We start from the raw sequence: 26,411 nt of genomic DNA, 5'->3' as shown, positions 1-26,411 counted from the left end.
GCGCGACGCCGGTCATCGCCGGCTGGTGCGTAGCGCCCTGGCCGCTCCCCCGTGCACGACGAGGGCGTAGATGGCGATGACGTCGAAGGACACGGCCAGAACCGTCCAGCCCGGGTACGCCGCCGCGAATCCCAGGTTCACCAGGGCGTTGACCGCCGCGGCCACGACGCCGATGGTCCGGCCCCAGCCGTAGCCGGTCAGGACGCCGTAGGCACCCGCGACCAGCGCCACGCCCAGGACCAGCAGGGCGATCCCCCACGCGGTGTAGCTCGCCCCGACCGCCAGGCCGGCCGCGGAGGCGCCGTAGAAGTCGTCGTCGAACAGCGCGACCATGCCCTGCGCGATGTTGATCAGGCCGGCGGCGAGCATGATGATGCTGATGAACAGGACCCATCCCAGCCATGCGGTCGCCCTGGCGGTCAACGGGGCCTGCGGCGCGGAATGCGCCGGACGCCTCGCCTCGGCGGGCGGCGGCGGGCCGGCGCCCGTGGCCGGTGCCGGCTGATCACTCTCGGACTGCTGCATGTCGGTCATGTCGTCCTCCTCCAAGCGGGACCTCCGGGTCGGGCCGAGCCTGCTCGATACCTCCCACCCGCTGCCTCATCCGGCTGGAATGAATGGCGTCACCCGGGCCGCGCCCCGCGAGACCGGGCGGAGCCCGTCTCATCCCTCCGGGGTGAGGTCCCCGCGGCCGGCAGCGGGCTGAATGGGTGGAACGCCGGCGAGCACGACCCGCGGCGCACATGCCGGGCAGACGTGGGGCCCTGCGCGGCACTGTCGAAGGCGCGTCCGCCCAGCAGCCCGGATGCGCCCCCGGGTCCGGGTGTGAGGGAGAGACACACCGTTGCCCGGCAGGATGCCGGCCCGCCGTCGGGCGGGCCGGCATCGCAACGGAAAGGACGGCGGCACGTTGCCTCGGACCGCTCGCGACCGGTGGCTGCACACCGTCGGCGTCGCCCCGTACGCGCGGGTCGAGCGGAGACCGGCCTCTCCCCGCCCGTGATCGGCGAAGATTCCTGAGGATCCGACCTTTCCGCGGTCGCTATCCGGGCGTGCTCCCAGTACGGTGTCTGTCGTGCTCTCGCCCGGTGAACGGTGTCCTGCGCGGATCGAACTCAGCGACTACCAGGTCTTCTGGCTCATGCGCCGGCCCTACGCCACCCACCACGTCAGACGTCACCATGAGTGCCGTCTCGAGTTCCGCCACGACGGTCCCCACGGTGACGTCGGGCAGCAGAGCCACGAGGTCGAATGGTGGATCCGCTGGACGCTGACCTCCTCGGCGATCGAGCAGGTGGGTGCCTGCCCCACCGTCCACGAGGAATCGGGCGACCCGCCGGAGGAGGTGGCGTGCCTGCTGTTCGAGGGCCATCCCGGGCGTCACTCCTTCGACCTCGAGCCCTGACGGGCGCCCACGGCGCGGGCCAGTGACCGGAACAGCGGATGGCCGCAGAGCACGCCGAGGGCCACCGCCACCATCGAGCCGATCGCACCCACCAGGTCGTCGGCTCCCCGTACGACGTCGCGGCTCAGGTACTCGGTCATCCCGATGAGGCTCAACGCCCCGGGCACGAGGAGCCAGAACCCCGGCAGGAAGGACACCAGCGCGGGCGGCCCCGACGGGACCCGCTCCACCGCGTACGCCACGATCGTCAGGACCACCGCTCCGACGAAACCGCTGAGGTAGCCGCCCAGGACCAGGCCGCCGAGGTACTGGCCGATCCAGCCGGCGTACAGCACGACGCACAGCCAGCCCAGCGAACGCCGCGGTCCGGAGTGCAGCAGATAGCTGCCGATGCCGACGATGAGGGCGCCGATCCACGGCGCCCAGCCGCTGATCGCGCCGGGCGCGGTGTCCGCACCGAGGTGCGCCGGCGGCGTGCCCACCGCCTGCGCCGCGCCGATGATGCCGAAGGCGAGCAGGAGCAGCTGCAGGAAGCCGGTCACCAGCCGGCTCGAGCCGGTGATCATCTCGGCGGCGGAGATCTCCACTACCGCCATGGTGAGCATCGCGCCGGGCAGGAACGTGACCAGCGGCGCCACCATGGCGCGCAGGTCCGCGTCGGCCCACCCCGTTCCGGCGATCAGGAACGTGAGCGCCGCGACCGTGAACGCCGCGATCACCGGCATGATCATCTGTACGCCCGCGAAGCGCGCGGCGGTCAGCTTCAGGACGCCGACCAGCACCCCGAAGGCCGCGGCGAGCACCAGGTCGCCCCCGGTCGGCTGGAGGACCAGGCAGATGCCCACGGTGAGGACCGCATGCCCGGCGACCCGGACGACCGGCCCGAACCGGGGCGGCATGTCGATGAGCGCCCGGATCCGCCGGCTTCCCTCGGCGGGGCGCAGGCCACCGCCCTCGGCCGACCGCAACACGTCGAACAGCGCCGCGGTCTGGTCGAGCCGCAGCCCGCCGCGGAGCTGACCGGTCGGCTCCAGCGTCGCCGGACGCCCGGGTTCCAGCGCCACCACCAGGTACGTCGGCAGCACGCTGACCCGCGCGTAGGGCGCACCGTAGGCCGCAGCCACCCGGCGCAGGCTCTCCTCGATCTGGTTGACGGCCTCGCCGGCGGCGGTCAGGGCACTACCGAGGAACAGCAGGAACCGCTGCAGATCCTCGGCCCCGCCGGCCACCCGCTCCGTCGCCACGGTACGGACGCTAGGCAGCTGTGGCCGTGCCCGCCTCACCACGCCGGGGTGATCGCCGCCGCCGCGCGGCTGCCGTCCGGTGCGGTCATCCCCGCCGAGTGAGGCCGGAGCACCGCCCGGTTGCCAGGCTGGGACCGCGGCGGTCGACAGCGGCCCGCGGAGGGAGAGGTCATGTCCAGCACAGCGGCGGGACGCTCGGCGGGCCACGGAGTCCTTCTGGCGGCCTGCGTGTCGGCGCTGGTGGTCAACGCGAACACCTCCGCGGTGACGATCCTGCTGCCCGCGATCAGCGCGGATCTGGGCGCCACGATGGAGCAGCTCCAGTGGGCCGTGACCGGGTACATGCTCGTCGGCGCCGCGGTCATCGTGACGGCCGGCGCCATGGGCGACGTGTTCGGCCGGCGCCGGATCTTCCTCGGCGGCCTGGCCCTGTTCATCGTCTCGTGCGTCCTCATCGCGCTGTCCGGCAGCGGCGCGGGGGTGATCGCCGGGCGGATGGTGCAGGGGGCGGCCGGTTCCACGATCCTGGCGTGCGGGATGAGCCTCCTCTCGGTCGCCTCGTCCGGAGCCGCGCAGATGCGCGCGATCACGTTGTGGGGCGCGGCATCCGCGGTCGGCGCGGCGGCCGGACCGCTGATCGGCGGCCTGCTCGCGGACACGACGGGCTGGCAGGGACTGTTCTGGATCGACGCCGCCGTCGCCGCGGCCTGTCTCCCCCTCACCCTGCGCACCGTCGGCGAGTCACGCGATCCCGGGCGCCCGCGCTCCATCGACGTGCTGGGTACCGTCCTCGTCGCCGTCGCCCTGGTCCCGCTCGTCCTCGCGCTCAGCGAGGGCGCGGACTGGGGCTGGGTCTCGGCGCCGACCATCTCCTGCCTGGTGGCCTCGGTCCTGGGTGCGGCCGGATTCGTGGCCGCCGAGCGCCGGGCCGCGGCGCCGCTGGTCGACCTGCGGCTGCTGCGGAACCGGGTGGTGATCGGCGCGACCCTGGCGATCCTGCTCGTCGCCGGCGCGATCAACGCGCTGATGTACATCCTCAGCCTGTATTTCCAGGATCCGGCGGCCTTCGGCATGAGTGCGCTGGAGGCGGGCTTCGCCACGCTGCCGGCGGCCGGGGCGATGATCGCCGTCACCCCGTTCATCACGCCGCTGGCGGTACGGATCGGGCCGCGGTACGCGATCGCGGCCGGCTTCGGGCTCGCCGCGCTCGGCTGTGTGGGCCTCGCGTTCGTCACCGCGTCCTGGAGCTACGCCGCCTTCATCGTCCCGCTCGCCGTCATCGCGGTCGGCCTCGGCCTGTCCAACGGACCCGCCGCCTCCGCCTCGACCGCCGCTGTCTCCCCCGCCGAGGTCGGTCAGGCCTCCGGGATCTCGAACATGGCACGGTACGTGGGCGGTTCGCTGGCCGTCGCCGCCGTCGCCACCCTGTCCACCGCCGTCACGGCAGGGCGCACGGCCGACGGTGCGACGCCGGTCGACGCGCTCGCGGCGGGCCTGTCCCGCTCCGCGCTGCTGCTCGCCGTCATGGCCGGGGCAGGCATCGCGCTCGCCCTGCTGATGGGCCGGCATCGCGGCGGCGCGTCGTCCGCCCTCCACCGCTCCGCCGCCGCCGCGGCGGCCAGCCACACCATCCCGACACAGCCGCCGGCGCTGCGCTGAGGCAGGCACCGCGCCGCCGGGAGGAGGTAACGTCCGATGTCCACCAGCGCGTTCTCCACGAAGGACTACGTACGCCGCATGGAACGTGCGGCCGGGCAGGCCGCCGAGGCCGGGCTCGCCGGGATCCTGGTGAGCCCGGGACCCGATCTCACCTACTTCACCGGCTATCGACCGACCGCCGTCACGGAGCGCATCACCCTGCTCATCCTGGACACCGATCGCGAGCCGGTCATGATGGTCCCGGTGCTCGAGAGGCCCGACGCGGAGCCGGCTCCCGGCGCGGCTGCCGTGTCGCTCGTCGACTGGGCCGACGGCGACGATCCGTACGCGGCACTCGCGTCGCTGCTCGACCCCGTCGGCCACTATGCGGTGTCCGACTCCGCGTGGGCGATGCACCTCCTCGGGCTGCAACGGTCCGTGCCGGGCTCCCGCTACAGCGCCATGACCGATGTGCTGCCGATGCTGCGTGCGGTCAAGGAGTCCGACGAGGTGGACCGGCTCGCCGCCGCCGGGGCGGCGGCGGACGCCGCGTACCGGGACATCCTCGGGGTCAGCTTCGCCGGCCGCAGTGAGCGTGACATCGGCGCCCAGCTGGCGGGCTTCCTCCGCGAACACGGGCACTCGCAGGTCGACTTCACCATCGTGGGCTCCGGGCCCAACGGCGCCAACCCGCACCACGAGATGAGCGACCGCATCGTCCGCAATGGAGACACGGTGATCCTGGACTTCGGCGGTCTGTGCGCCGGTTACGGGTCCGACACCACCCGCACGGTGCACGTCGGCCCGGCGACCGACGAGGAACGCCAGGTCTTCGACGTGGTACGCCGGGCCCAGCAGGCGGCCTTCGAGGCGGTACGCCCGGGCGTCACGTGCCAGGAGATCGACCGGGTGGCGCGGCGGGTGATCGGCGACGCCGGGTACGGCCGGTACTTCATCCACCGCACCGGGCACGGCATCGGCCTGACCACGCACGAACCGCCGTACCTGGTGGAGGGTGAGCTGCAGCCGCTCGTGCCGGGCATGTGTTTCTCCATCGAGCCGGGCATCTATCTGCCGGGCCGGTTCGGTGTCCGGATCGAGGACATCGTGACGGTGACCGAGGACGGCGGGCGGCGGCTCAACAACACCGCGCGCGACATGCACGTGGTCTCGTGACGTGCGGCGGGCGGCGGCATCACGTCCGATGCCGCCGCCCGCCTGTCAGCGGGCGCCGTACCGTTGCAGGAACAACGCCTCGGCCAGCGCCATGCCGGCCAGCTCGGCGGGATGGACGCTCTCGTTGGGCGCGTGCATCCCGCACGCCGGATCCTCGACACCGATCAGCATGATCTCGGCGTCCGGGTACGTGTCGGCGAAGACGGTGCACAGCGGGATCGACCCGCCCTGTCCCAGCGCCGTCATCGGACGCCCGAAGGCGTCCCGCATGGCCCCGGCGAGCGCTTCGTACGCCGGCCCCCCGGTCCTCGCCCGGAACGGCTGGCCCACCGCCTCCTGCGCAACGGTCACGTGCACGCCCCAGGGCGCGACCGCGTGCAGCTGCCCGGCCAGCGCGTCGTACGCCTTGTCGGTGTTCAGCCCGGGCGGGACGCGCAGGTTGAGCCGGGCCCGCGCGTGCGGCTGGATCGCCGCGGCCGAGCCGACCACCGGCGGACAGTCGATGCCCAGCACCGTGACCGCCGGGCGTGCCCAGATCATGTCCGACACCGACCCGTCGCCGAGCAGCGAGACCCCCTCCAGCAGCCCGGCGTCGGCGCGGAACCGGTCTGCGGGGTACACCTCCCCGTGCCAGGTCTGGGTGTTGTCCAGGCCGTCGATCGTCGTGTTCCCGGCGCTGTCGCGCAGCGACGCCAGCATCTGCACGAGAGCGGCGAGCGCATCCGGCGCAGCTCCGCCGAACATGCCGGAGTGCACCTCCGAGCCGAGCGCCTCCACCCCGACGACCACGTTGACCATGCCGCGCAGGCTCACCGTGGCGGCCGGCGCACCGACCGCCGCGTTGCCGGTGTCGCACACCAGGATGGCGTCGGCGCGCAGCAGGTCGGCGTTGCGGGGGACGAAGTCCTCCAGCCCGCCGGTGCCCTGCTCCTCGGAACCCTCCACGATCAGCTTCAGGTTCACGGGCACCCGGTCGGCGAGGGCCCGCAGCGCCGTGAGATGCATGACGATGTTGCCCTTGCAGTCGGCGGCGCCGCGGCCGTACCACCGGCCGGCCACCTCGGTCAGCGTGAACGGCGGGGTGTTCCAGGCGTCCTCGTCCAACGGGGGCTGGACGTCGTAGTGCGCGTACAGCAGGACCGTCGGTGCGCCGGGATCCGGGCCGGGCCGGGCGCCGTAGACGGCACGGCTCCCGTCGGCGGTCTCCGCCAGGCGCAGGTCGGAGAACCCGACCCCGGCGAAGCGGTCCAGCACCCACTGGGCCGCCCGGCCGCACATCTCCGGCGGGTACTGGCGCGGGTCGGCGACCGACGGTATGGCGACCAGCTCGGTCAGGTCGGTGCGGGCCTGTCCCATCAGGCCCTCGATGCGGGAACGCAGGTCCATTCCGCTCACCCCTGCGCCACGTCGGCGTAGCGGAGGCCGTCAGCGACCTCGGTGAACTTCTCCAGCTCGTCCGGGCAGTACACCCGGATGGCCAGCAGCTGGCCCTTGAGCACGTTGTTGTCGGCGATCACCGGCCGGCTGCCCGGACCGCCCGCGCCGTTGGTCAGCGCGCCGTACAGGACGGCGCGGTTGAGCCCGGAGGCCGGGTCGTCGCAGAGCGCGCCCCCGTCGTCGCCGAGCACCTTGACGATCTGGTCCTTGGAGGGGACCCGCAGGCCGTTCGCGTTCAGTTCGGCGATGTACTGGTCCGCCTTGGCCTCCGCCTCGGCCGTCGACCGCGCCGAACTGAAGGCGAACAGCGCGACGCCGGCGAGCAGCAGGAAGATCACGCCGAGCACGATGTACGTCGTCCGGCGGGTCCGGTCCGCGTCATTGACGGTCGCTCGCATCACGCCGGCACCTCCTCGGGGGTCGCCGTCCGCCAGGACGGCTTGCGCAGCCGGTAGAACAGATAGGGCACGAGCAGGCCGAGGCCGAGCGCGCCACCGGCCACGATCAGCAGGTAGACCCCGACGTTGCCGGAGCCGAACTGCGACGGCGGGATGAATCCGATCAGCAGGGCGGCGAGCGAGGCGGCGAAACCGACGCCGCACAGCCCGACGAGCATCGGGGCGCGGTACCCGCGGGGGTGGTCGGGCTGCCGCCGGCGCAGCCGGGCCGCGGCGACGAACATCAGCAGGTACATGATCAGGTAGACCTGCGTGGTGATCACCGAGAAGATCCAGTACGCGCTCGAGACGTCCGGGATCAGGGCGTATCCCAGCGCGATCAGCGTGGTGATCAGGCCCTGGGTCACCAGGATGTTCTGCTGGACGCCGTGCTTGTTCAGGCGCTGCAGGAACGGCGGGAGGTAGCCCTCCTGCCGGGAGATGAGCAAGAGACCACGCGACGGGCCGGCCAGCCAGGTGAGCATGCCGCCCAGCGACGCCATCACCAGCATGACCCCGATGATCGGGGTGAGCCACTGCGTGCCGAACTCGGCGAACACCGCGTCGAACGCCTGCATGATGCCCGCGGTCAGCGACAGTTGCTCGGCCGGCACGATCCAGCTGATCGCCAGCGCGGGCGGGATGAAGATCAGCAGCACCAGGCCCATCGCCAGGAACATCGCCTTGGGGAACTGCTTGGCGGGGTCACGCAGTGAGGACACGTGCACCGCGTTCATCTCCATGCCCGAGTACGACAGGAAGTTGTTGACGATGAGCACCAGGCTCGCCAGGCCCGCCCACGCCGGCAGGAGGTTGTCGGCGGTCATCGGCGCGGCCGACTCGTTGCCCTGCCCGAGGAAGACGAGACCGAGCGTGACCAGCAGCACGCCGGGGATCAGGGTGCCGATGATCAGACCGCTGCTGGCCAGCCCGGCCACGCCCTTGGTGCCCCGCGAGGACACCCACACCCCGGTCCAGTAGCACACCACGATGACGATCGCGGTCCAGACCCCGCTGGAGGCCAGGTCCGGGTTGATGACGTACGCCAGGGTGGCCGCCACGAAGCCCAGCAGGCTGGGGTAGTAGAAGACCGTCATGGCGAACTGGCACCAGACGGCGAGGAAGCCCATCGGCTTCGAGATGCCCTCGCTCACCCAGCGGTACACGCCGCCGCTCCAGCCGGAGGCCAGCTCGGCCGAGACGAGCGAGGTCGGGATCAGGAAGACCAGAGCCGGGATGAGGTAGAGGAAGACGGCCGCAAGCCCGTACACGGCCATCGTCGGTGACGGGCGCAGGCTCGCCACCGAACTGGTCGTCATGAGGGCGAGCGCGACCCAGGAGATGTAGGCGACCGCGGGCGCCCGGGTACCCCCGGCGGCCCGTGCGTCCGTCGGCGGTGCCGATCGGCTCGCGGGGACATCCTTCGTACTCACGATGGTTCCTCCGATTCTGCGGGACGGTCAGTACGGTGTCGGGATGTGGCGCAGCGGTACGGCCGGCTCCCGGTGGCCGGTCGGCTTGTGCCGCTTCGGCAGGCTCACCGAGCGGCGCGCGAGCGGCTCGTACGGGATGCTGCTGAGCAGGTGGCTGATGATGTTGAGCCGGCCGCGCTTCTTGTCGTCGGTACGGGCCACGTACCAGGGCGCCCAGGCGGTGTCGGTCGCCCGGAACATCTCGTCCCGGCACCGGGAGTAGTCGTGCCAGTGGCTGTACGACTTCAGGTCCAGGTCGGACAGCTTCCACACCTTGCGCGGGTCGTCGATCCGGCTCTGCAGGCGGCGCGTCTGCTCCTCGGCGCCGACCTCCAGCCAGTACTTGAGCAGGATCACGCCGGAGTCGACGATGGCGCGCTCCACGTCCGGCGTCGCGTGCAGAAACTCGTCCGCCTGCGCCTCGGTGCAGAATCCCATCACCCGCTCGACGCCGGCGCGGTTGTACCAGCTGCGGTCGAAGATGACCACGTCGCCGGCCCCGGGCAGATGCGGCAGGTAGCGCTGCAGGTACATCTGGGACCGCTCGCGCGCGGTGGGCGCGGGCAGCGCGACGACCCGGAACACCCGCGGGCTGACCCGCTCGGTGATCGCCTTGATCGTGCCGCCCTTGCCGGCGGTGTCGCGGCCCTCGAACAGCACGCACACCTTGGCGCCGGTGCCCCTCACCCACTCCTGCAACGCGACCAGTTCGCCGTGCAGCAGGCGGAGCTCCTGCCGGTACGCCTTGTTCTTCAGGCGCGGCCGGGGCGGACCACCGTTGTCCCCCGGCGGGTGACCGGCGTGTGCGGCCTGTGCGGCGTGCTTGTGCTTGACCATGTGTCCTCCTCGGCGCCTCAGGTGACGGGCGGCGCGGTACGGATCGGCGCCGGCGGACGGGCTCGGCGCGGCGTGACCGTCTCCACCGGGTCGCCGGGCACCGTCGGCACGCGAACCCGGCGGATGAGCTTCGCCGTCTCGACGACCACGGGCAGCGCCAGCGCGAGAGCCAGGCAGGCCAGCCATTGCGGGCCGGTCAGTGGCTGGGTCAGGAGGCTGGCCTGCAGGAAGTCCACCCGGGTGGCGAGCACGAGCAGGGCGACCGTGACCAGGCCGATGGCGGCGGCTTTGACGATCGGCGGCAGCAGCCCACCGGCCGGGTCACGGCGGTTGGTGATGGCATTGCCGACCGTGCCGAGCCCGAGCACGACGAACGCCATCGTCACGGCGGCGCTGGGCGCGGTGGTGCTCGGCTCGTCCGGCCCGGCGACGAGCGGCACCAGGGCGGCGGCGAACAGGACCACGGCGTACAGCACCCAGAACAGGACCGCCCGTGGATTGGTGATCGGCACCGACGGATCGCGTGGCGGCCGATGCATGACCTGCGGGTCGCCCGGGTCCACGGCGATGATGACCACGCCCACAGCGGTGGCGAAGAAGAACAGGTACAGCACCATCGAGGGGGTCAGCGCCATACCCCGGTTGATGTTGAACGCGGTGGCCGCCACGAAGAGCAGCACCAGCGCCAGCAGCTGCGTCATCTGATACCGCACGTACGCGACGATCTTCTCGTACACCTTGCGGCCGATCTCGACCGCGCGCACCAGCGTGCCGAAGTTGTCGTCCGTGAGGATCATGCGGGCCGCCTGCTTCGTGACCTCGCTGCCGCTGCCCATGGCGACGCCGATGTCGGCCTGCTTCAGCGCCGCCGCGTCGTTGACGGCGTCACCGGTCATGGCGACGATCTGACCCTGCCGCTGCATCGCGCGCGCCAGCCGCAGCTTGTCCTCCGGCGACACCCGGCCGAAGACGTGCAGCTCGGGCAGCCGCCGGACGAGCTCCTCGTCGGACAGTTGCCGCAGCTCGGCACCGCTGATCGCGCCGGGGCCGAGCCCCAGCATGCCGGCGATCGCCTGGGCCGTCACCGCATGGTCGCCGGTGATCATGCGGACGTCGATCCCGGCCCGCAGGGCGGTACGGACCGCGTCACGCGCCTCCGCGCGCAGGGGGTCGATGATGCCCACCATGCCGACGAAGATCAGCCGGCCGGTGAGCGACATCGGATCGCGGGCCGGCGTCCCCTCCTCGTCGCCGTCGAGGATCCGGGCCGCGAACGCCAGCACCCGCAGCCCCTGCGCGCCCATCCGCCGGTTGGCCGCCTCGATCTCGTCGCGGACCTCGCCGATCGGTACGGCGTCGTCGAGCAGCAGCCCCCCGGCGCGGTCGCAGCGGGTCAGGATCACGTCCGGCGCGCCCTTGACCAGCTCGATGACCCGCTCCACGCCGTCCACCGGATACCGATGGAAGGTCGCCATGAACTTGTACTCGGAGTCGAACGGCACCTCGGCCAGGCGCGGATACGCCCGCCGCGTCTCCTCGGCGTCAACGCCCAGCTTGGCCGCCAGGACCACCAGCGCCGCCTCGGTGGGATCGCCGACCACCGCTCCGTCGTCCGCGACGGTCGCATCGCTGTCGAGCACGAGTCCCAGCGCCAGCCCGGTGAAGTCCGGAACGGCGGTCCCGGCCGCCGAGGTGATCGCCCCGGACTTCCGGTAGCCCTCGCCCGCCACGGAGAACCAGGCCCGGCGGGCGTACAGCACCGACACCATCATCTGGTTCATGGTCAGCGTGCCGGTCTTGTCGGTGTTGATGGCGCTCGTGGCGCCGAGCGTCTCCACATCGGTGAGGTTCTTGACGATGGCGCGCGCCGCGGCGAGGTTCTTCGCACCGAAGGACAGCAACGCCGCGACGAACGCCGGCAGCCCGGTCGGGATCGCGGAGATCGCCATCGCGGTGCCCAGCAGCAGGAGCTGATCCAGCTCCAGGCCGCGCGCCCAGCCCACCACGACGATGAACACGACCGCGGTCCAGGCGATGATCCCGAGCGCCTTGGTCAGGCTGTCCAGCTCACGCTGCAACGGCGACCGGGTCCGCTGGACCTGGGTCAGCATGGTGGCGATGCGGCCCATCTCGGTCTGCATGCCGGTCGCCGTGACCACCATCGTCGCCGTGCCCCGGGTCACCGAGGTGTTCTGGAACAGCATGTTGGACCGGTCCCCGAGGGCCACCTCGCCCGGTGGAAGAGCGGCGGCGTCCTTCGTCACCGGTGCGCTCTCGCCCGTGAGGGCCGCCTCCTGGGTCTCGAGCGTGGCCGAACGCAGCACGCGCCCGTCCGCCGGGACGACATCCCCGGCCTCCAGGTGCACGACGTCGCCGGGCACCAGCTCGACGGCAGCCAGCACCTCGGCGTGGCCGTCGCGCAGCACCCGCGCGGCCGGGACCTGCATCTTGGCCAGGGCGTCCACGCTGGCCCGCGCGGCCAGCTCCTGCCTCGCCCCGAGGACGACGTTGAGCAGCACGAGCAGCGTCACGATCAGGGCGGTCGAGAACTCACCGATGACGATCCCGGCCGCCACCACGACCACCAGCATGATGTTCATGGGATCGCGCAGCTGCTGCATCGCCACCGCCCACGCCGGCGGCGGCTTCTCCTCGGCGATGCGGTTCGGCCCGAGCCGGCGGAGCCGTTCGACGGCCGCCGCCGGTGCCAGCCCGCGCTCGGCATCCGTACCCAGTGCCGTCACCGCCTCGGCGGCCGTGCAGGCGTACCACGGAGGTCGACCGGCCGCAGCGCCGGACCGCTGTTCATCGATCGCGCTGGTCGTTTCCGTCATCGTGTGCCCCCAGGGTGCGGACAGGCCGATCCCGCCCGGCGTACGGGTTCACGGTCACGCGTCGGCGGTGGGCACTCCTCACCCTCAATGGATGGTTTCGGCGCGCCGTCCGTATCCGGTGTCTCCGACACCGGCGCACACGGCCACGACCGGGCGGCATGGTAGAGGGCTTTTCGTCCCTGGCAGATGACGTTCGCCGGCCACGGCGACGTCCATCCTGAGGCGATGGGACAACCACGCTGTTCTGGCATCGACCACGACGCGCAGGCGGTCGACGGCGGGAGGCCGCGATCGGGGGCCCCCAGAACGTCCGGGGACGGCGACGTACGGCCTCAGCGGAGGAGCCTGTGCTCCGGCAACCCCCGACGCCGGCGCCGCAGTGCGGGCGCGTGGTCGGCGGCCCTGGCAGTGACGGCCGCCGTGCTGGTTGTGCCCTGGACGGCATGGTGGAGCACACAGCCGACGTTCCGAGAGGACCGCATGAAGCCCGAGGGCCAATTCCCGGTCGTCGTCCTGCTCGCGCCGTCCGATCCGCGTGCGACACGACTACCGGTACTGACCCTGGGAGCCGGACGAGTGGACGGCGCGACGAGGGCCGAGCCCGGCGCCACCGCATCCGGCCTCGGAGCCGGCTGCTGCCTCCTCATCCGGGTCGGATAGCCGAGCACGGATCCGGCGTGCCCTGTACCCGGCAGCCGGATCCCAGGATGCCGGCCTAGCGGCCGGCCGCCGGATGCACCGACGGCCGGCGGCGGCCGCGCTCAACGCCGTGACGCCTCCCGCTCCGGCCGCAGGCCATCGACCGGCGGCCCGGACGGCATGGTGCGCCAGGCGCTCACGCCGGCGGAGGTCGCAGCCCTGAACCTGCCGAACTGCTGCCGAGCCAGCTCGGACGGCGGGATCTCCATCTTCGCCACCCGCTGCCGAGTCACGGAGGCGACCGCCATCGTGCACAGAGCGAGGCCGGCGATCCCGAGAACGCCCGCCGCCCCCTCCAGCACCGCGGCCGCCACAAGCATCCGGCGAGTCGACCGTCCAGGATATGACTGTGTTCGTACCATCTTCGAGCCTCCACTCTGATCCGGCACGGTGTGCGCTCCGGCCACCATGGCAGTCTGCGAGCGGCATGGCGTCACCCCGCAGGAGCGATTGACGATGGCGCCAGGAATCGGTGAGGTCACCCCCCCCCGGGCGCTCTCGAACGTTGGCGCCGGGTCGGATGCTCCGATGGACGTCAAGCGGTGATCCGTCGCCCGGGATGAAGACGGTAGGCGCTGGAACCTCGGCTTGCTGAGTCTGGCGATCGCGGAGATGACTCTCGGCGCGGCTGTGCCCAGTGCCCCTCCGCTTGGCGCCCGCGCAACCCGCAAATGAACAGTCCGGTGAGCCGGTAGCGGTGGAGCCCGGTGAGCATCGGGACCCGCAGCGGGACCGCTGAGCCAGCGCAAGCCGTAGGCCGGCCTGCTCGTGCGGAGCAGCAGATCAATGAAGTGCTGCTCCGCACGGGACGCACTGGTGGCCGACGACTACCGGGTCTCAGATGCGGACTTTGCAGAAGATTCGTTCTTGTCTGTCCCGGTCGGTGACGATCTTGCTGGTGGCGTCGATCCACATGTTGGCGGGCCTCCGGTTTGTAGGCGGGCCACCTCGGCACGTCTCGCGCCGTGGTGTGGCTGTAACGGGCGAAGCCGGCCCTATGCAACTCTCTCAGTCACCACCCGGCCTGCCAGCGGTCCAGGTGACCCGTGACAGCACCTCCTGCACCGGCACGGTGGGTCCGTCCCGGCGAATCGATGCTGGTCCGACTGCGATAACGTCCCGGGCCTGCCGACCGGAAACGGGGGACATGGGAATGAAGATCGAGACGATCAAGCACGCCGGAGTCACGCTCGCGGCCACGGCCGCATTGCTGCTGACCGGCTGCCAGAGCAGCAACAACAACGGCGGCGTCTCGACGGCGCCGTCGCCGTCGGTGACGCCCTCGACGGCGACGGACAACGGCGTCGCGGCGCTGCCCGCAGACCAGATTCTGCGGCGCGCCCACACCGCCGTCAAAGGTGCAACCTCTTACCGCATCAACGGCGACATGAAAAGCGCAGGCCAGCGGGCGACGATCGAATTCCAGATCCGCGGTTCGGACCTGAGCGGGTCACTGGCGATGGGTGCCGCGAAGGCGGAACTGCTCGAGGTCGGTGGCCAGCAATACGTCCGGCCGAACGAGCAGTTCTGGTCGATGATCGGCGATCCGCGGAAGGCGAAGGAGCTCACCCGGTCGGTGGGTGGGAAATGGGCCAAGGTGCCCCCCGGCGACAAGAACCTCTCCGGGCTGTTCGGTGCCGCCAGCATTGCGGAGCTGCTGGACAACGAGGGCAAGGTCACGAAGGGACCGGCCAAGGAGATCGACGGTGTTCCCGCCATCGGTCTGGTCGACAACGGGCCGGAGGGCGGCACGCTCTACGTCGCGACGGTCGGCGAGCCGTACCCGCTGCGGATCGAGGCGCAGGTTCTTACCGACGGCCACATCAGTTTCACCGACTTTGGGGCGAGCATCCCCGCGTTCAAAGCTCCGGCGGACGCCGAGGTCGTCGACTACGGGCAGCTGACGAGGTAATCCGTCACCGTCGCTCGCGCGGCGACCGCGGTGACGCGGAGGCACGGCGCGAGTGGCGGCGCCGTGCTATTCCACGGCTAACCGAGCCGGTCCGGGGTCAGGCCGCGGACCCATCGCGCCGGCCGGCCCACTGCTGGACGTCCGGTAGCACGGCAACGGCGTGCGACGGCGCCCGGTCCCGCAGGGCGTCCCGGACATTCTTCTGCACGGCGACCGCGGCAAACAGCGCTAGGCCGAAGGCGAGACCGTAGAAGCCTTTCTCACTGAGGGTCATCCCGCTGTTCCACAGGCCGACGACCAGCATCAGGACCGCCAGGGCCAACACCGACCACGACAACCCGAGGTAGAGCGCCGAGACCGGCAGACCCTCGGCCCGGTCCCGCACCGCCTTCTGCAACGAGACAGCGGCGAACAGGCCGAGCACTAGAACGGCGGCGTAAAAGCCCTTTTCGCTCTTGATCATGGACGCGTTCCACAGCCCGACGGCAAACGTCACCACCCCAAGCAGAAGCGCGGCCCAGGAGGCGCCGACGAAGGCAGCAGTGGGTTTGATCGGGACGGAGGACTGACTGGTCACGGCGTGCTCCTGGCTCAAGGTTCGGCGGGGAGCATCAGCCTGCGGCACCCGCGGGCCCGGGCGCCTGAGTCGAGGTACTCAGCTCCCGGGTGCCTCAGGCAGTCGTGGCCGCGGCCTCCGGCGGCGACTGATGAGGGTGACGACCACCACCAGCCCGCCGACGATCAGCCCTGAGCAGAGCGCTGAAGGCCGTGTGACGAGCCAGCCGAGCGCGCCCGCAGCGTCGTGGGCGGCCTCCTCCGCGTGGTACGCCGCCCTGGATCTCACGCATCGCGTCGACGTCGCGCTGTAAAGCCGCTTCGTCACGTAGCCTGGCCCGGCCAACCGGCATCGCGCTGAAGGTGGCCGCGGTGATCCAGCCGGCGGCCGGTCGCGTGCTCGACGTCGACCGGGCGCGCGTCGAAGTACCCGGGCCCGCCTGTTCCAGGCCGAGCAGTCGGCGGGCAGCGAACTCGGCATCACCGGCGAGCCGCTCAATGTCCGGCGTTCAGGGTGCGGGCGATGGCCGCGGCGCTCCACCCGTCGAGGCGGCGGGCGAAGATCCACCGCACCTGGTCGGCCGTGGCGGGATCAGGCGGTGCAGTCGGTGCCCCTATGGGGGGTGCGCGGCGTTCGGGTGCGCCCGGCGTCGACAAGCTGGTAACCGCAGGGTGGACGGTCACCAAGGTGCCGGCACTGTGCCCTGGCCTGAACACGCATCGCGGCCGTGGTGGACCGGCAGCACATGAACTCGCACTCGGCCTGTGGTGGTCCAGCAGCATGGCAACGCCTGATGTGCCGGATCGCCTGGGTCGATCAGAACGCCGGCCTCCGGCAACCACACCTGCACATGATGCGCAAGCAGCAACGGCAGGAGGCGCTCGAGTTGGTTGCCGCAGAAGGCTCGCTCGTCCTCACCGTTCGCGATCGCATCGGACGCCCGATCCGGCCGCATGATGGCCGCCAGCAGCGCCGTTGCCGGCGGTCGGACGATCACCCATCACCATGCACTCGCCAGAGCCTTCGCGGCGAGCACCGTGGGCGTATCTCGAGTGTTAGGCCTCGGACACCACTTATCTCCACGGAGATCATCCTTAGGCCGGGGTCGCGTGTTGGGCTCCGGACACGACCATTGCCCCGTGCGCAGCAAGTCAGCGCATGGGGCTTTCGTTTGTGTCGATCCGGGCAGGTGAACCCGAACCGCGCCCGCGCCGCCGATGGCCACTTCGGTGTCAGGCTGATGTTCCCTCCGACCACCTGTGGGTCCGTATCGGCGAGAAGTTGCATGGGTACGCCGTAGCCCGCGCGTCAGCAGGCCACACCGACGGCGCCACGAGCGGCGCCACCGCTTGCTCGACTCTGGGCGGCGCGGCCTGAAACCGCTGGTTCCAGGCCGCGCTCGGTCCGGCGATCAGGCGACTGTGCAGCTGGCGCCGTTCAAGGTGAACGAGGTCGGGGCGGCGGCGTTGCCGGTGTGGTCGGCTTGGAAACCGATCGTCAGGGACGCGTTCGGTGCGAGGTCGCCGTTGTAGGAGACGTTCCTGGCCGTCACTTGGCCCGCGCTGGGTGAATAGGTGGCGTTCCAGCCGGAGGTGATGGTTTGGCCACTCGGCAGCGTGAACGCCAGGGACCAGCCGCTGATGGCGGTCGTGCCGGTGTTGGTGATGGTGAGGTTGGAGGTCAGGCCGGTGTTCCAGGCGCTGATCGTGTCACTGACCCGGCAGCTGCCGGCGGCCGGCGGCGGCTCCGAGGCCGGCGGAGGTGAACTGGGCGTGTCGGTCCTGCTGACGCGGTAGACGATGGTGCCGTGGGACGGGACGCTGGCCGAGATCGCGCCGGTCGTGGTGCTGGTGGCGTTGCTCCACGCGTCGCGCAGGGTGAACGAGCTGCCCGACATGCCGATCGCCGCGGCCGTGGTGCTGATCGTGGTGGCACTGCCGCTCTGGTTGAACAACGCCACCGCGACGTCTCCGTTGGCCAGCTTCTTGGCCAGCACCCGCCGGGAACCGTCGTTGGACACCTGTGTCGCCTGCACCGCCAGACTGTCCTGATTGATCGCAACCAGGTTCGCATTCTTGAGAATCGTCTGCGTCGCCGAGGACATCGACCGTATGTCGTTGCCCGCGATCAACGGCGAGGCCATCATCGCCCACAACGCGAAATGACTACGCTGCTCGGTGTCGGTCAGCCCGCCTCGGCCGACCTCCATCATGTCCGGGTCGTTGAACGCTCCCGGCCGGGCGTTACCGGCCAGCGGCACCGTGACGTTGACGATGTTCTGGATGCCCATCGGATACCCGTTGGTATTCCCGGTGTCCCACTTGTTGGTGATGTCCTCCGTGGTGCGCCACAGGTTGGCCACATCGCCCCAGTTCCGCTGCGGACCGGTACAGCAGTGGAAACTGTTCGGATTGATGCTGTACACGATCGGCCGGCCGGTCGCCGCCAACGCATCCCGCATCTTCGCGAACGTGGCTACCTGATCGTTGATCGTGCCGCTGCCCGAGCAGTAGTCGTACTTGAGATAGTCCACCCCCCACGAGGCGAACTGCCGGGCGTCCTGCGCCTCGTGACCCTGGCTGCCGGTCGCCCCCGGATAACCACCCGTCCCCTGCGCACAGGTTTTGGTGCCCGGCACCTCGTACAGGCCGAACTTCAACCCCTTGGCATGCAAATAGTCCCCCAGCGACTTCATTCCACTCGGGAACCGCGACGGATCACCCTGCAGATTACCGGACGAATCCCGATTGGGATTGAACCAGCAGTCGTCCACCACCACGTACTTATATCCAAGATCACTCATGCCGGACGAAACAATGGCGTCCGCCATCTGCCGGATCAGCGTCTCATTGATGTTGCATCCGAACGTGTTCCAGCTGTTCCAGCCCATCGGCGGCGTCCGGGCGACGCCGTTCTCCAGCGCCTGCGCGGAGGGTACGGACAGGGCGAAGACAGCCCCGGCGGCCACCAGCGAGCCGATCGTCAACCCGGCGGCCAGAAGCCGGCGACGCGTCCAAGAAGTCATGTGGGTTCCTCCGTGTGAAAGCGGGAGTCTGCGCGCATACAGTGGAGAGACCGCATGCGTACGCTCAGCGTTGAATTCACCGAGGCCGGTGGCTCACGTTCGCGATGAAGCCGCCGGGCCGCTGATTGTTGACGGCATAGGTACGGCATGGGAGGTGGGTGGCCGCGACGCCGGCGACGGCTGTGACCACATCAGCCGTGGCGGCGGCCACCGGCAGCCGGCGCCCGGACACGGATTGGCGCATGACACCTCGCACACGGACTAGCTGGGAGCGCTCCCATCGAGATGGGCAAATATTGTCAGAAGATTTCCGGCGTATCAACCATCGATCGAGGCTGACGTACGTAACACATTTTCAGCGAGCCGAATTGCCGCTATGTGGACGCCTTGCTTCCTCACTTGCCGCACGCCCGCGAAGCACGTCGACAGCCTCTACTGAAACTGCGGCCGCGCACGGCGTTCTTCACCTCTGCAACGGGGTGGCCCAGCCGCCGGAGGACCGCCGGCGCACCGGTCGAGGCGGTCGGCACGCGGGCGAGCGCCGAAGAGAGCGCCCCGGAAACCATGTGACCCGCAACGGCGTGGTGATCAACGTGTACGACAACGTGCCCGGCCTGCCGTTCCGGGGCCGCCCCGACAACCCCGACTCGAGCTCCCGTGGGCTACATCGACGTCCAGGCTCACGGCGCCCCACAGGACGTGGTCTCGTTCCGCGACATCGTGATCCTCGACCGTCCGACCAGGACTGGCGTCCGCGGGCGCCCGGTGTCGGCTGCTGGACAGCCGAGCCGGGCGCCCGCGTGCAAGCATCGATCGCCACCGAAACGTTGCAGCGCAGTGCCGACCGGTTCCCGGGGCAGCGCGCACCGCCTGGGAAGCCGGATCCCTTCCGATGCCTCTGCCCCGTCGTCGCGGGTCGCACGACGCAGGCTGGAGGACGCACGTGAGACGATCATGGAATCGGGTGGGCGGTGCCCTGGCGGCCACCGTACTGATAGCGGCGATGACCCCCGCCGGCTCCGGGCAGGCCGCACCACCCACGATGTCGCTGGGTGAGCACCTGGCGATCCTGACGAAGTACGGCGAGAACTACCTCGAACGGCTGCGACCGGAGGTGGTGCAACGCCTCTCCGCCGGCGGGCAGACGCTGCTCAAACTCGCCGAGGACAGCGACGACCTGCGGGACTTGGCCGCCGCCCGGCAGCGGCAGGGCGTCCGGGTGCAGGGTCCGCGCGCCGCTCGCCCCGGATTCGCCAACGACACGTACGCGGCGGAAGACTTCTACAGCCGGCTCACCGGTATGACGCAGAGCGAGACCACGGCGGGCTGGTGCGGGTCGAACGCGCTGATCGGCTGGAACGACTCGGGCAGCTTCGTGTCGACCGCCTTCCTCGCGGAGAGCCCCAGCGGCAGCCTCAGCTTCAACGGCTGGGCCCGCTCCACCGACGCCGGCCGCCACTACACCGACCGGGGGGCGCTGGTCGCCGACCCGATCCCCGGCACCCTGATGTTCCGCGACCTGCTCGGTGACCCGGTCATCGGGTGCACCAGCCCGCAGAACTTCTACTTCGCCTCGCTCGCCGTGGACACCGCGCCCGGCGGCACATCCGGCACCAGCGACATAACCGTCTCGGCCTCCACGGACGGCGGCACCACCTTCGCGCCGGCCGTGGCCGCCTCCGCCAAGGACGCCGAGCTGCACTTCCTCGACAAACCGTGGATGGCGGTCGAACCGGGACCCACCTCGGCGGCGTCCGACGACGTACTCCACGTCGCGTACCTCGACATCGATCTCACCGGCCTCGCCGGCGCCGGCGGTCCCTGCCCGGACCAGGCGCACTTCGCCCTGGAGTATGTCCGGTCCACCGACGGCGGCCGGACCTGGACCACTCCGGCGATCCTCGACGAGGCCTGCGAACTCGACGCCTCGCTGCAGGCCGCCCAGGTCGAGACCGGCCCCGGCGACACCGTGTACGTGGGCTGGGAACGCTTCGCCGCCGACGGCGCCGCCCGCGAGATCCGGATCCGCCGGTCGGCCGACCTCGGCGCCACCTTCGCCCCCGCCGCGACGGTCGCCCCCGTCACCGGCATCGGCGACGGCAACGTCCTGCAAGGACAGTTCCGCACCGGGCTGGACCTGCAGGGCCTCGCGGTCGACCAGAGCCGCGGGCCGCGACGCGGCACGGTCTACGTGACCTACCACGACGGGAGCGCCCGGCAGAAACCCGACCCGGCCGGCTTCTGCAACGCATCGGCCACCTACTGCTTCGGCGACATCCAGGTCGTCCGGTCCACCGACGGCGGAACGACCTGGTCGGCACCCGTACGCGTCAACAACGACGACCCCGCCCTCGGCATCGACCAATGGTTCCCCGCGGTGGACGTCGACAGCACCGGCGCCGTCTGGACCACCTACTACGACCGCCGGCGCGACGACCGCAACTTCCTGATCGACACGTTCGTCGCCCGCTCGGGCGACGGCGGCGCGACCTGGTCGAACAGGCGCGCCACGGCGACCCAGTTCCCACCGGTCACCGGTTGGCAGGACGTGGTCGTGAACCCCGCCTACATGGGCGACTACATCGCCATCGCCACGGACGCCACAGGCCGCAACCCCGGCGCCATCGCGGCCTGGGGCGACAACGCGCTCGGTGACGCGAACGTCGGCCAGCGCAAGTTCGAGAGGTGACAGCCATGAGACAGGTGAAGACAACCCTGGCCGCGGCACTGGCGCTCGGCCTGGTGCTCCTCGCGCCGTCGCCGGCCGTCGCGGCGCCCCCGGCCAACGACGACTTCGACAACGCCGTCGCATTCACCGCTGTGCCGTTCGAGACGACACAGGACACGTCGGAAGCCACCGAGGCTGCCGACGACCCGGAATGCATCGCCCCGCCGGCCCACACGGTCTGGTACTCGGTGACGCTTTCCGCCACGACGGAGATCGGCGTGGACACCTCCGGCAGCGACTACGACACGGTGCTGTCCGCCTGGACCGGCCCGCGAGGCTCGCTCGAACAGGTCGCCTGCAACGACGACTCGGGCAGCCTGCAGTCACGCATCGCCTTCACCGCGCAGGCCGGCGTCACGTACCACATCATGGTCGGCGCGTTCCCGGAATCCCCGGCCGGCACGCTGGTCCTGCACGGCTACGCCCTGCCGCCGCGGGTGACCCTGGCCATCACGATCGACGCGACCGGCTCCGTCACCAGCGGCGCGGCCGTCCTGCACGGCACGGTCACTTGCTCACGCCCGGTGAACCTGACGGTCAACGGAACCCTGCACCAGCAACAAGGACGGCGGGCGGCCGTCGGCTCGTACCGCAGCGAGGTGTCCTGCTCAGGAACAACACCCTGGCAGGCAACGGTACGCGGTGAGACAGCCGCTTTCCAGCACGGGCAGGCGGACGCGGTGGCGGTCGCGGAGTACGTCGACGTGCAGCGGGCGGAAACAATCCGGGCCCGAGCGAGCCGGACGGTACAACTCTGATCGACCGGAAGTGCACCGGCGAGTCACGTTGACGGCGTCCGTGCCGCCCAGCGTGGTTCGCCGGCCAGCCCGCCCACTCCCCCTGGCACGCTGTCGACGGCGCTCCCCGCACTGGCCCTGGCGCTGACCAGCTCGAATGAGCCTGCCGCCCGCTACGTCAGTGCGGGGTCGGGCGGAGACGGCTTGGAGTCATGTCCGTTGGCCCGGGCTCAGCTAGTACGAGTCTTGCTGAGGGCGCAACGGCTCTTGTGCGGCAACCGGGAAGGCGAGCGCAGCACCTTCGTGAAACAGGTCGACGGCCTGACTCGCCGCTGACGACCGTAGCCGATGACATGGGGCCCCTTCTCTGGGCAGGCGACCCACGCGGTCAGGGTAGTTCCTGCCCGGCGGCCTTCAGCGACGTCAACACCTGGCGGGTCTGCGGCGTGTCGGGAAGGACCGCGAGAAGCAGCGGAGCGGACGAGAACGCCGACTGGTGCATCATCATGCGGCGCACCCATTCCATGCCCGCTGCCAGTTCCGCTTCGGGATCGGTGGCGCCGCCCTCACGTACCCAGTTGCCGAGCGCCGACCGGTGGATCGCGTCGATGAGGGCGGCTAGGGCCATCGGCTGGAACGGGGGCGCGTCGGGCGGGAGATGATCGCGCAAGTATGACCGGGTCAGCGCCACGTACCGTTCGTGTTCGACGACCTCCCGCCTGCGCAACTCGGGCACGATGCGCGTCAGTTTGTATCGCCGCAGGACGAGTTCGGGGCGGCTGAGGAATTCACGGAGCGACTCCTCGGTGGCCATGATGACGGCATCTACCGGATCGGTACCTTCCGGGGCGGCCGCGAGACACCGTTCGACCAGCCCGAGGCGTTCGGTGTGGTCGGGGAACACCAGTTCGTCCTTGCTCGCGAAATACCGGAAAACGGTACGGCGGGACACGCTGGAGGCATCGGCGACGGCTTCGACCGTGACGTTCGCGTACCCCTCCTTCAGGAACAAGGCCATCGCCGTTTCCGAGATCCGATACTTGGTGTCCAGTATTTTCCGCGAAGTCACCGACCGGTGCCCTCTCCTGACGCTGGGTGGCGCGAACTGCGATCCGGCGAACTGTAACTCGGCGCGGCGCGGCGCGCCGCCGCACGTCGCAGCCGCCGGACATTCCACTGGTGGCGGACGGTTCCCCAGACCCCGCGGCGGAACAGCAGCACCACGAGGACGAAGACCGAACCGGTGATCAGGTCGATGCCGCCGAAGCCGGAGGACGCGAGGTAATCGGCGAGCGTCACGTTCAGGAAGGCGCCCACGATGCCGCCCCACAGCGTGCCGATACCGCCGAGAACCGTCATCAGCACGACGTCGCCCGAGGTGGTCCAGTGCAGTTCGGTCAGCGCGACGAATCGGTGGCTGATCGCGAACACCCCACCCGCCAGGCCGGTCAACCCCGCGGAGAGGACGAAGGCGAGGGCCTTGTACTTGTCGACGTCGTAGCCGAGCGCTCGGGCGCGCGGCGTGTTGTCGCGGATCGACACCAGGACTCGCCCGAACGGCGAGTGCACGATCCGCCACGCCGCCCACATGCCGAACAGCAGGATCGGCAGGGCCGCGTAATAGAAGTAGAACGAATCGGTCTCCACCAGTTCGAGGCCGAAGAACGACCGGGGTACGCCCTGCAACCCGTTCTCGCCGCCGGTCAGGTCGCTCCACTGGTAGCCGACGAAGTAGACCATTTGCGCGAAGGCGAGGGTGACCATCGCGAAATAGATGCCGGAGCGGCGCACCGACACGTACCCGATGGGAAGCGCGAGAATCATCGCGAAGACCGCGCCACCGACGACCGCCACCGGGAACGGTACGCCGTAGTGCGTGGCGATCAGGCCGCTCACGTACGCCGAACTGCCCCAGAACGCCGCGTGTCCGAACGAGAGCAGGCCGGTGTAGCCGAGCAGGATGTCCAGGGCGATCGCGAACAGCGCGAGCGCCACGATGTCCATCGCCACCGGCGGGTAGAGGAACCAGGGCAGCGCCAGCGCTGCCACCAGGCCGGCGGCCAGCAGGATCCACCGCACCCTCGGGTGGCTCGCGGTCACCGGGACGTCGGCCCCGTCGGCCGGGGCCTCGATGATCACGGACTGGGTCATGTGGTCGCCTCCTGACGTCCGAACAGCCCGGCCGGCCTGATCAGAATGACCAGGGCCATCAGGACGAAGATGAGGATCTGCGCGAACGTCGGGGCGTACGCCTGGCCGAAGGCCTCGACCAGGCCGACCAGGAAGCCCGCGACCACCGCGCCGACGATCGACCCGAGGCCCCCGATGACCACGACCGCGAACAGGATGATGGCGAAGTTGTTGCCCATGTCGGCGGTGATCGCCCGGAACGGCGCGGCGAGCACCCCGGCCAGGCCGGCGAGCGCGACGCCGAAGCCGAAGACCGGCGCCACCCAGCGTCCCACGTTGATGCCCAGCGCCCGGGCGAGCTCCGGGTTCTCGGTCGCCGCCCGGAGGATCATGCCGATCCGCGTGCGCGTCATCGTCAGCCAGACGAGCGCACACACCGCGACCGAGAACAGCAGGACGAACAGTTGGTAGCGCGGCAGCACCACGCCGGCCACGTCGAACCGTCCCTGCAGCCCGCCCGGCAGCTGGTACGGCAGGCCGGAGACGCCGTACCGCTGCTTGACCAGCTCCACCAGGATCAGGGTGAGGCCGAAGGTGAGCAGAAGGTTGTAGAGCGGGTCGAGCCGGAGCAGCCACTGCACGAGCAGCCGCTCGACCACGAGGCCGAACCCGAACATCAGCACCGGTACGACAAGCAGCGACCACCACAGCGTGAGATCGAGGGTGTCGAGCAGCACCGCCGCGGCGACCGCGCCGAGCATGTAGAACGCGCCGTGCGCGAAGTTCACCACGCCCAGGACCCCGAAGATGACCGCCAGCCCCAGCGCCGCCAGCGCGTAGAAGCTGCCGGCCGCCAACCCTTGTACGGCGTACTGAAGGACCGCGCTCATGATGTCATCGAGCAGCCGGACGCTTCGGCCGGCGGGAACCCTTCGGCGGCCGGAATCTTGGTCACGATCTCCTCGTAGTCCCAGTCCTCCTTCACGTCGGCCGGTTTCTTGACGCGGGCGAGGTTGGCGTCGTGGACGACCGAGTGATCCTGGGCGCGGATCTCGCCGTTGCGCAGGAACACGTCGTTGACCTTCTTGCCCTCGAGTTTCGCGACCACCGCGTCGGCGTCGTCGGTGCCGGCGGCCTGGACCGCCTCCAGGTATTGCAGTGCGGCGGAGTAGTTGCCGGCGTGCTCGAAGCTCGGGCGGGCCCCGGTCTCGGCCAGGAACCGGTCGGCCCAGGCGCGTGCCTCGGCGTCCATGTTCCAGTACCAGGGGTCGGTGAACAGTGTGCCGGCGAACTGCTCCACGCCCAGCGAGTGGATGTCGTTGATGAGCATGAGCCCGACGGCCAGCTCGACGCCCTTGTCCTTCAGCCCCGACTCGTTGAACTGCTTGACCAGGTTGATCAGGTCACCGCCCGCCTGCATCGTGCCGATCACGTCGGGATTGCCGCTGCCGGCCTTGGTCAGGAAGGTCGCGAAGTTCTCGTTGGGGAACGGCGTGGGAATGGTCTCCTGAACCGTGCCGCCCGCCTTCTCGACCGCCGCGGTGAAGGACTTGGTCATGTTCTGACCGAACTCGTAGTCGGGGTAGATGATCGTCCATTTCTTGCCACCGTTGCGGGTGACGGTCGCGCCGGTGCCGGTGGCGAGCAGGTGGGTGTTGTACGCCCATTGAAAGGTGTATTTGTTGCACTGCGCCCCGGTCAGTGCCGTGGTCGCCGCGCTGACGTCGAGGAACAGCTTCTTGTGGTTCTTCGCCTGGTTGGCGACGGCCAGGGCGGCGGACGAGGTCGGCACGTCCAGGATGACGTCCGCGCCACCGCGTTCGTACAGCTCGCCGGCCTTGGTGTTGGCGATGTCCGGCTTGTTCTGGTGGTCGGTCGAGGTCACCTCGATCTTCTTGACGACGGCCTTGTCGCCGTACTTCTTCTGGTAGTCGGCTACGGCCATCTTGACCGCCTTGACGGAGTTCGGCCCCGACGCGTCCTTGTAGACCCCGGACTGATCGTTGAGGACCGCCAGCACCAGCTTGCCGCCGGTGAAGTCACCGCCGGAACTCCCGGGGCCTCCGCCGCCGCAGGCGCTCAGCAGCAGCGTCACCGTCAAGGCCGAGGCGCCGGCCCACTTCCGCTTGCTCTCCATGGTGTCT

The 26,411-nt window shown here is 70.3% G+C and carries 21 protein-coding genes and 1 pseudogene; 6 read left to right on the top strand and 16 right to left on the bottom strand.

Annotation, left to right across the window (positions count from 1 at the left end):
- Nucleotides 1–12 precede the first annotated feature (12 nt).
- Entirely contained in the window at nt 13–534 is a 522-nt protein-coding gene (locus IT780_RS25630) for a DUF7144 family membrane protein (RefSeq protein ID WP_199514219.1), read from the bottom strand.
- A gap of 541 nt (nt 535–1,075) precedes the next feature.
- Here IT780_RS25630 and IT780_RS25625 point away from each other — a divergent pair.
- Nucleotides 1,076–1,405 carry a hypothetical protein gene (locus IT780_RS25625; protein WP_199514218.1) on the top strand — a complete coding sequence of 110 codons (330 nt, stop codon included), beginning with the start codon at nt 1,076–1,078 and terminating at the stop codon, nt 1,403–1,405.
- Here IT780_RS25625 and IT780_RS25620 read toward each other — a convergent pair.
- Nucleotides 1,381–2,649, bottom strand: a complete 1,269-nt coding sequence (locus IT780_RS25620; RefSeq protein ID WP_307831369.1) for a threonine/serine exporter family protein — start codon at nt 2,647–2,649, stop codon at nt 1,381–1,383. The two genes, IT780_RS25625 and IT780_RS25620, sit on opposite strands and share 25 nt — an antisense overlap.
- Before the next feature lie 171 nt (nt 2,650–2,820).
- Between IT780_RS25620 and IT780_RS25615 the strand changes: the two genes are divergently transcribed.
- Together IT780_RS25615 and IT780_RS25610 are read left to right on the top strand one after the other, a co-directional pair.
- Entirely contained in the window at nt 2,821–4,308 is a 1,488-nt protein-coding gene (locus IT780_RS25615; RefSeq protein WP_199514217.1) for an MFS transporter, read from the top strand.
- Between the two features lie 36 nt (nt 4,309–4,344).
- Nucleotides 4,345–5,463 carry an aminopeptidase P family protein gene (locus IT780_RS25610; protein WP_199514216.1) on the top strand — a complete coding sequence of 373 codons (1,119 nt, stop codon included), beginning with the start codon at nt 4,345–4,347 and terminating at the stop codon, nt 5,461–5,463.
- 45 nt (nt 5,464–5,508) lie between these two features.
- Here IT780_RS25610 and IT780_RS25605 read toward each other — a convergent pair whose 3' ends face one another.
- The 6 genes from IT780_RS25605 to IT780_RS25580 form a co-directional block, all read right to left on the bottom strand.
- A complete protein-coding gene (locus IT780_RS25605) occupies nt 5,509–6,849 on the bottom strand; it encodes a dipeptidase (RefSeq protein WP_199514215.1) in 1,341 nt (446 codons plus the stop codon).
- Between the two features lie 5 nt (nt 6,850–6,854).
- Nucleotides 6,855–7,298, bottom strand: a complete 444-nt coding sequence (locus IT780_RS25600) for a DUF732 domain-containing protein (protein ID WP_199514313.1) — start codon at nt 7,296–7,298, stop codon at nt 6,855–6,857.
- Nucleotides 7,298–8,770, bottom strand: coding sequence for a glutamate/gamma-aminobutyrate antiporter GadC (gene gadC / locus IT780_RS25595; RefSeq protein ID WP_307831368.1), 1,473 nt, complete (start codon nt 8,768–8,770; stop codon nt 7,298–7,300). The genes IT780_RS25600 and gadC overlap by 1 nt, the downstream gene beginning before the upstream one ends.
- Before the next feature lie 27 nt (nt 8,771–8,797).
- Nucleotides 8,798–9,646 carry a polyphosphate kinase 2 gene (gene ppk2, locus IT780_RS25590; RefSeq protein WP_199514214.1) on the bottom strand — a complete coding sequence of 283 codons (849 nt, stop codon included), beginning with the start codon at nt 9,644–9,646 and terminating at the stop codon, nt 8,798–8,800.
- Nucleotides 9,647–9,663: 17 nt separating this feature from the next.
- A complete protein-coding gene (locus tag IT780_RS25585; protein WP_199514213.1) occupies nt 9,664–12,480 on the bottom strand; it encodes a cation-translocating P-type ATPase in 2,817 nt (938 codons plus the stop codon).
- 761 nt (nt 12,481–13,241) lie between these two features.
- On the bottom strand, nt 13,242–13,499 hold the full coding sequence (locus IT780_RS25580; RefSeq protein WP_199514212.1) for a hypothetical protein: 258 nt from the start codon (nt 13,497–13,499) through the stop codon (nt 13,242–13,244).
- Nucleotides 13,500–14,218: 719 nt separating this feature from the next.
- Between IT780_RS25580 and IT780_RS25575 the strand changes: the two genes are divergently transcribed.
- Complete coding sequence (locus IT780_RS25575; protein WP_199514211.1) at nt 14,219–15,091, top strand: hypothetical protein; 873 nt, start codon at nt 14,219–14,221, stop codon at nt 15,089–15,091.
- 97 nt (nt 15,092–15,188) lie between these two features.
- On the opposite strand, the gene yiaA is transcribed toward IT780_RS25575, so the two are convergent.
- From yiaA to IT780_RS25555, 4 genes are all read right to left on the bottom strand, one after another.
- Nucleotides 15,189–15,668, bottom strand: coding sequence for an inner membrane protein YiaA (yiaA, locus tag IT780_RS25570; protein ID WP_199514210.1), 480 nt, complete (start codon nt 15,666–15,668; stop codon nt 15,189–15,191).
- A 658-nt stretch (nt 15,669–16,326) separates the two neighbouring features.
- Nucleotides 16,327–16,644 carry a hypothetical protein gene (locus IT780_RS25565; protein WP_199514209.1) on the bottom strand — a complete coding sequence of 106 codons (318 nt, stop codon included), beginning with the start codon at nt 16,642–16,644 and terminating at the stop codon, nt 16,327–16,329.
- A 414-nt stretch (nt 16,645–17,058) separates the two neighbouring features.
- A complete protein-coding gene (locus tag IT780_RS25560; protein ID WP_199514208.1) occupies nt 17,059–18,672 on the bottom strand; it encodes a cellulose binding domain-containing protein in 1,614 nt (537 codons plus the stop codon).
- A gap of 76 nt (nt 18,673–18,748) precedes the next feature.
- Nucleotides 18,749–18,916, bottom strand: coding sequence for a hypothetical protein (locus IT780_RS25555; RefSeq protein ID WP_199514207.1), 168 nt, complete (start codon nt 18,914–18,916; stop codon nt 18,749–18,751).
- Between the two features lie 720 nt (nt 18,917–19,636).
- Between IT780_RS25555 and IT780_RS25550 the strand changes: the two genes are divergently transcribed.
- Together IT780_RS25550 and IT780_RS25545 are read left to right on the top strand one after the other, a co-directional pair.
- Nucleotides 19,637–21,361 (top strand): sialidase family protein, encoded by a 1,725-nt coding sequence (locus tag IT780_RS25550; RefSeq protein WP_199514206.1) that lies wholly within the window; start codon nt 19,637–19,639, stop codon nt 21,359–21,361.
- Between the two features lie 5 nt (nt 21,362–21,366).
- Complete coding sequence (locus IT780_RS25545) at nt 21,367–22,158, top strand: PPC domain-containing protein (protein WP_199514205.1); 792 nt, start codon at nt 21,367–21,369, stop codon at nt 22,156–22,158.
- A 367-nt stretch (nt 22,159–22,525) separates the two neighbouring features.
- Here the strand turns inward: IT780_RS25545 and IT780_RS25540 are convergent, their stop codons facing one another.
- The 4 genes and pseudogenes from IT780_RS25540 to IT780_RS25525 form a co-directional block, all read right to left on the bottom strand.
- A complete protein-coding gene (locus IT780_RS25540; protein ID WP_199514204.1) occupies nt 22,526–23,155 on the bottom strand; it encodes a TetR family transcriptional regulator in 630 nt (209 codons plus the stop codon).
- Nucleotides 23,156–23,301: 146 nt separating this feature from the next.
- Nucleotides 23,302–24,288: pseudogene (locus IT780_RS25535) on the bottom strand (branched-chain amino acid ABC transporter permease); the annotation flags it as partial.
- Nucleotides 24,285–25,157, bottom strand: coding sequence for a branched-chain amino acid ABC transporter permease (locus IT780_RS25530; protein ID WP_199514202.1), 873 nt, complete (start codon nt 25,155–25,157; stop codon nt 24,285–24,287). The pseudogene IT780_RS25535 and the gene IT780_RS25530, both read right to left, overlap by 4 nt.
- On the bottom strand, nt 25,154–26,404 hold the full coding sequence (locus IT780_RS25525; protein WP_199514201.1) for an ABC transporter substrate-binding protein: 1,251 nt from the start codon (nt 26,402–26,404) through the stop codon (nt 25,154–25,156). Before IT780_RS25525 ends, IT780_RS25530 begins: the two co-directional genes overlap by 4 nt.
- Nucleotides 26,405–26,411 lie beyond the last annotated feature (7 nt).

Source organism: Nucisporomicrobium flavum (genome assembly GCF_016464385.1).
Taxonomy (GTDB): domain Bacteria; phylum Actinomycetota; class Actinomycetes; order Mycobacteriales; family Micromonosporaceae; genus Actinoplanes; species Actinoplanes flavus_A.
Note: the sequence above shows the minus strand (reverse complement) of the source record. Positions and strands in the feature narration are given on the sequence as shown.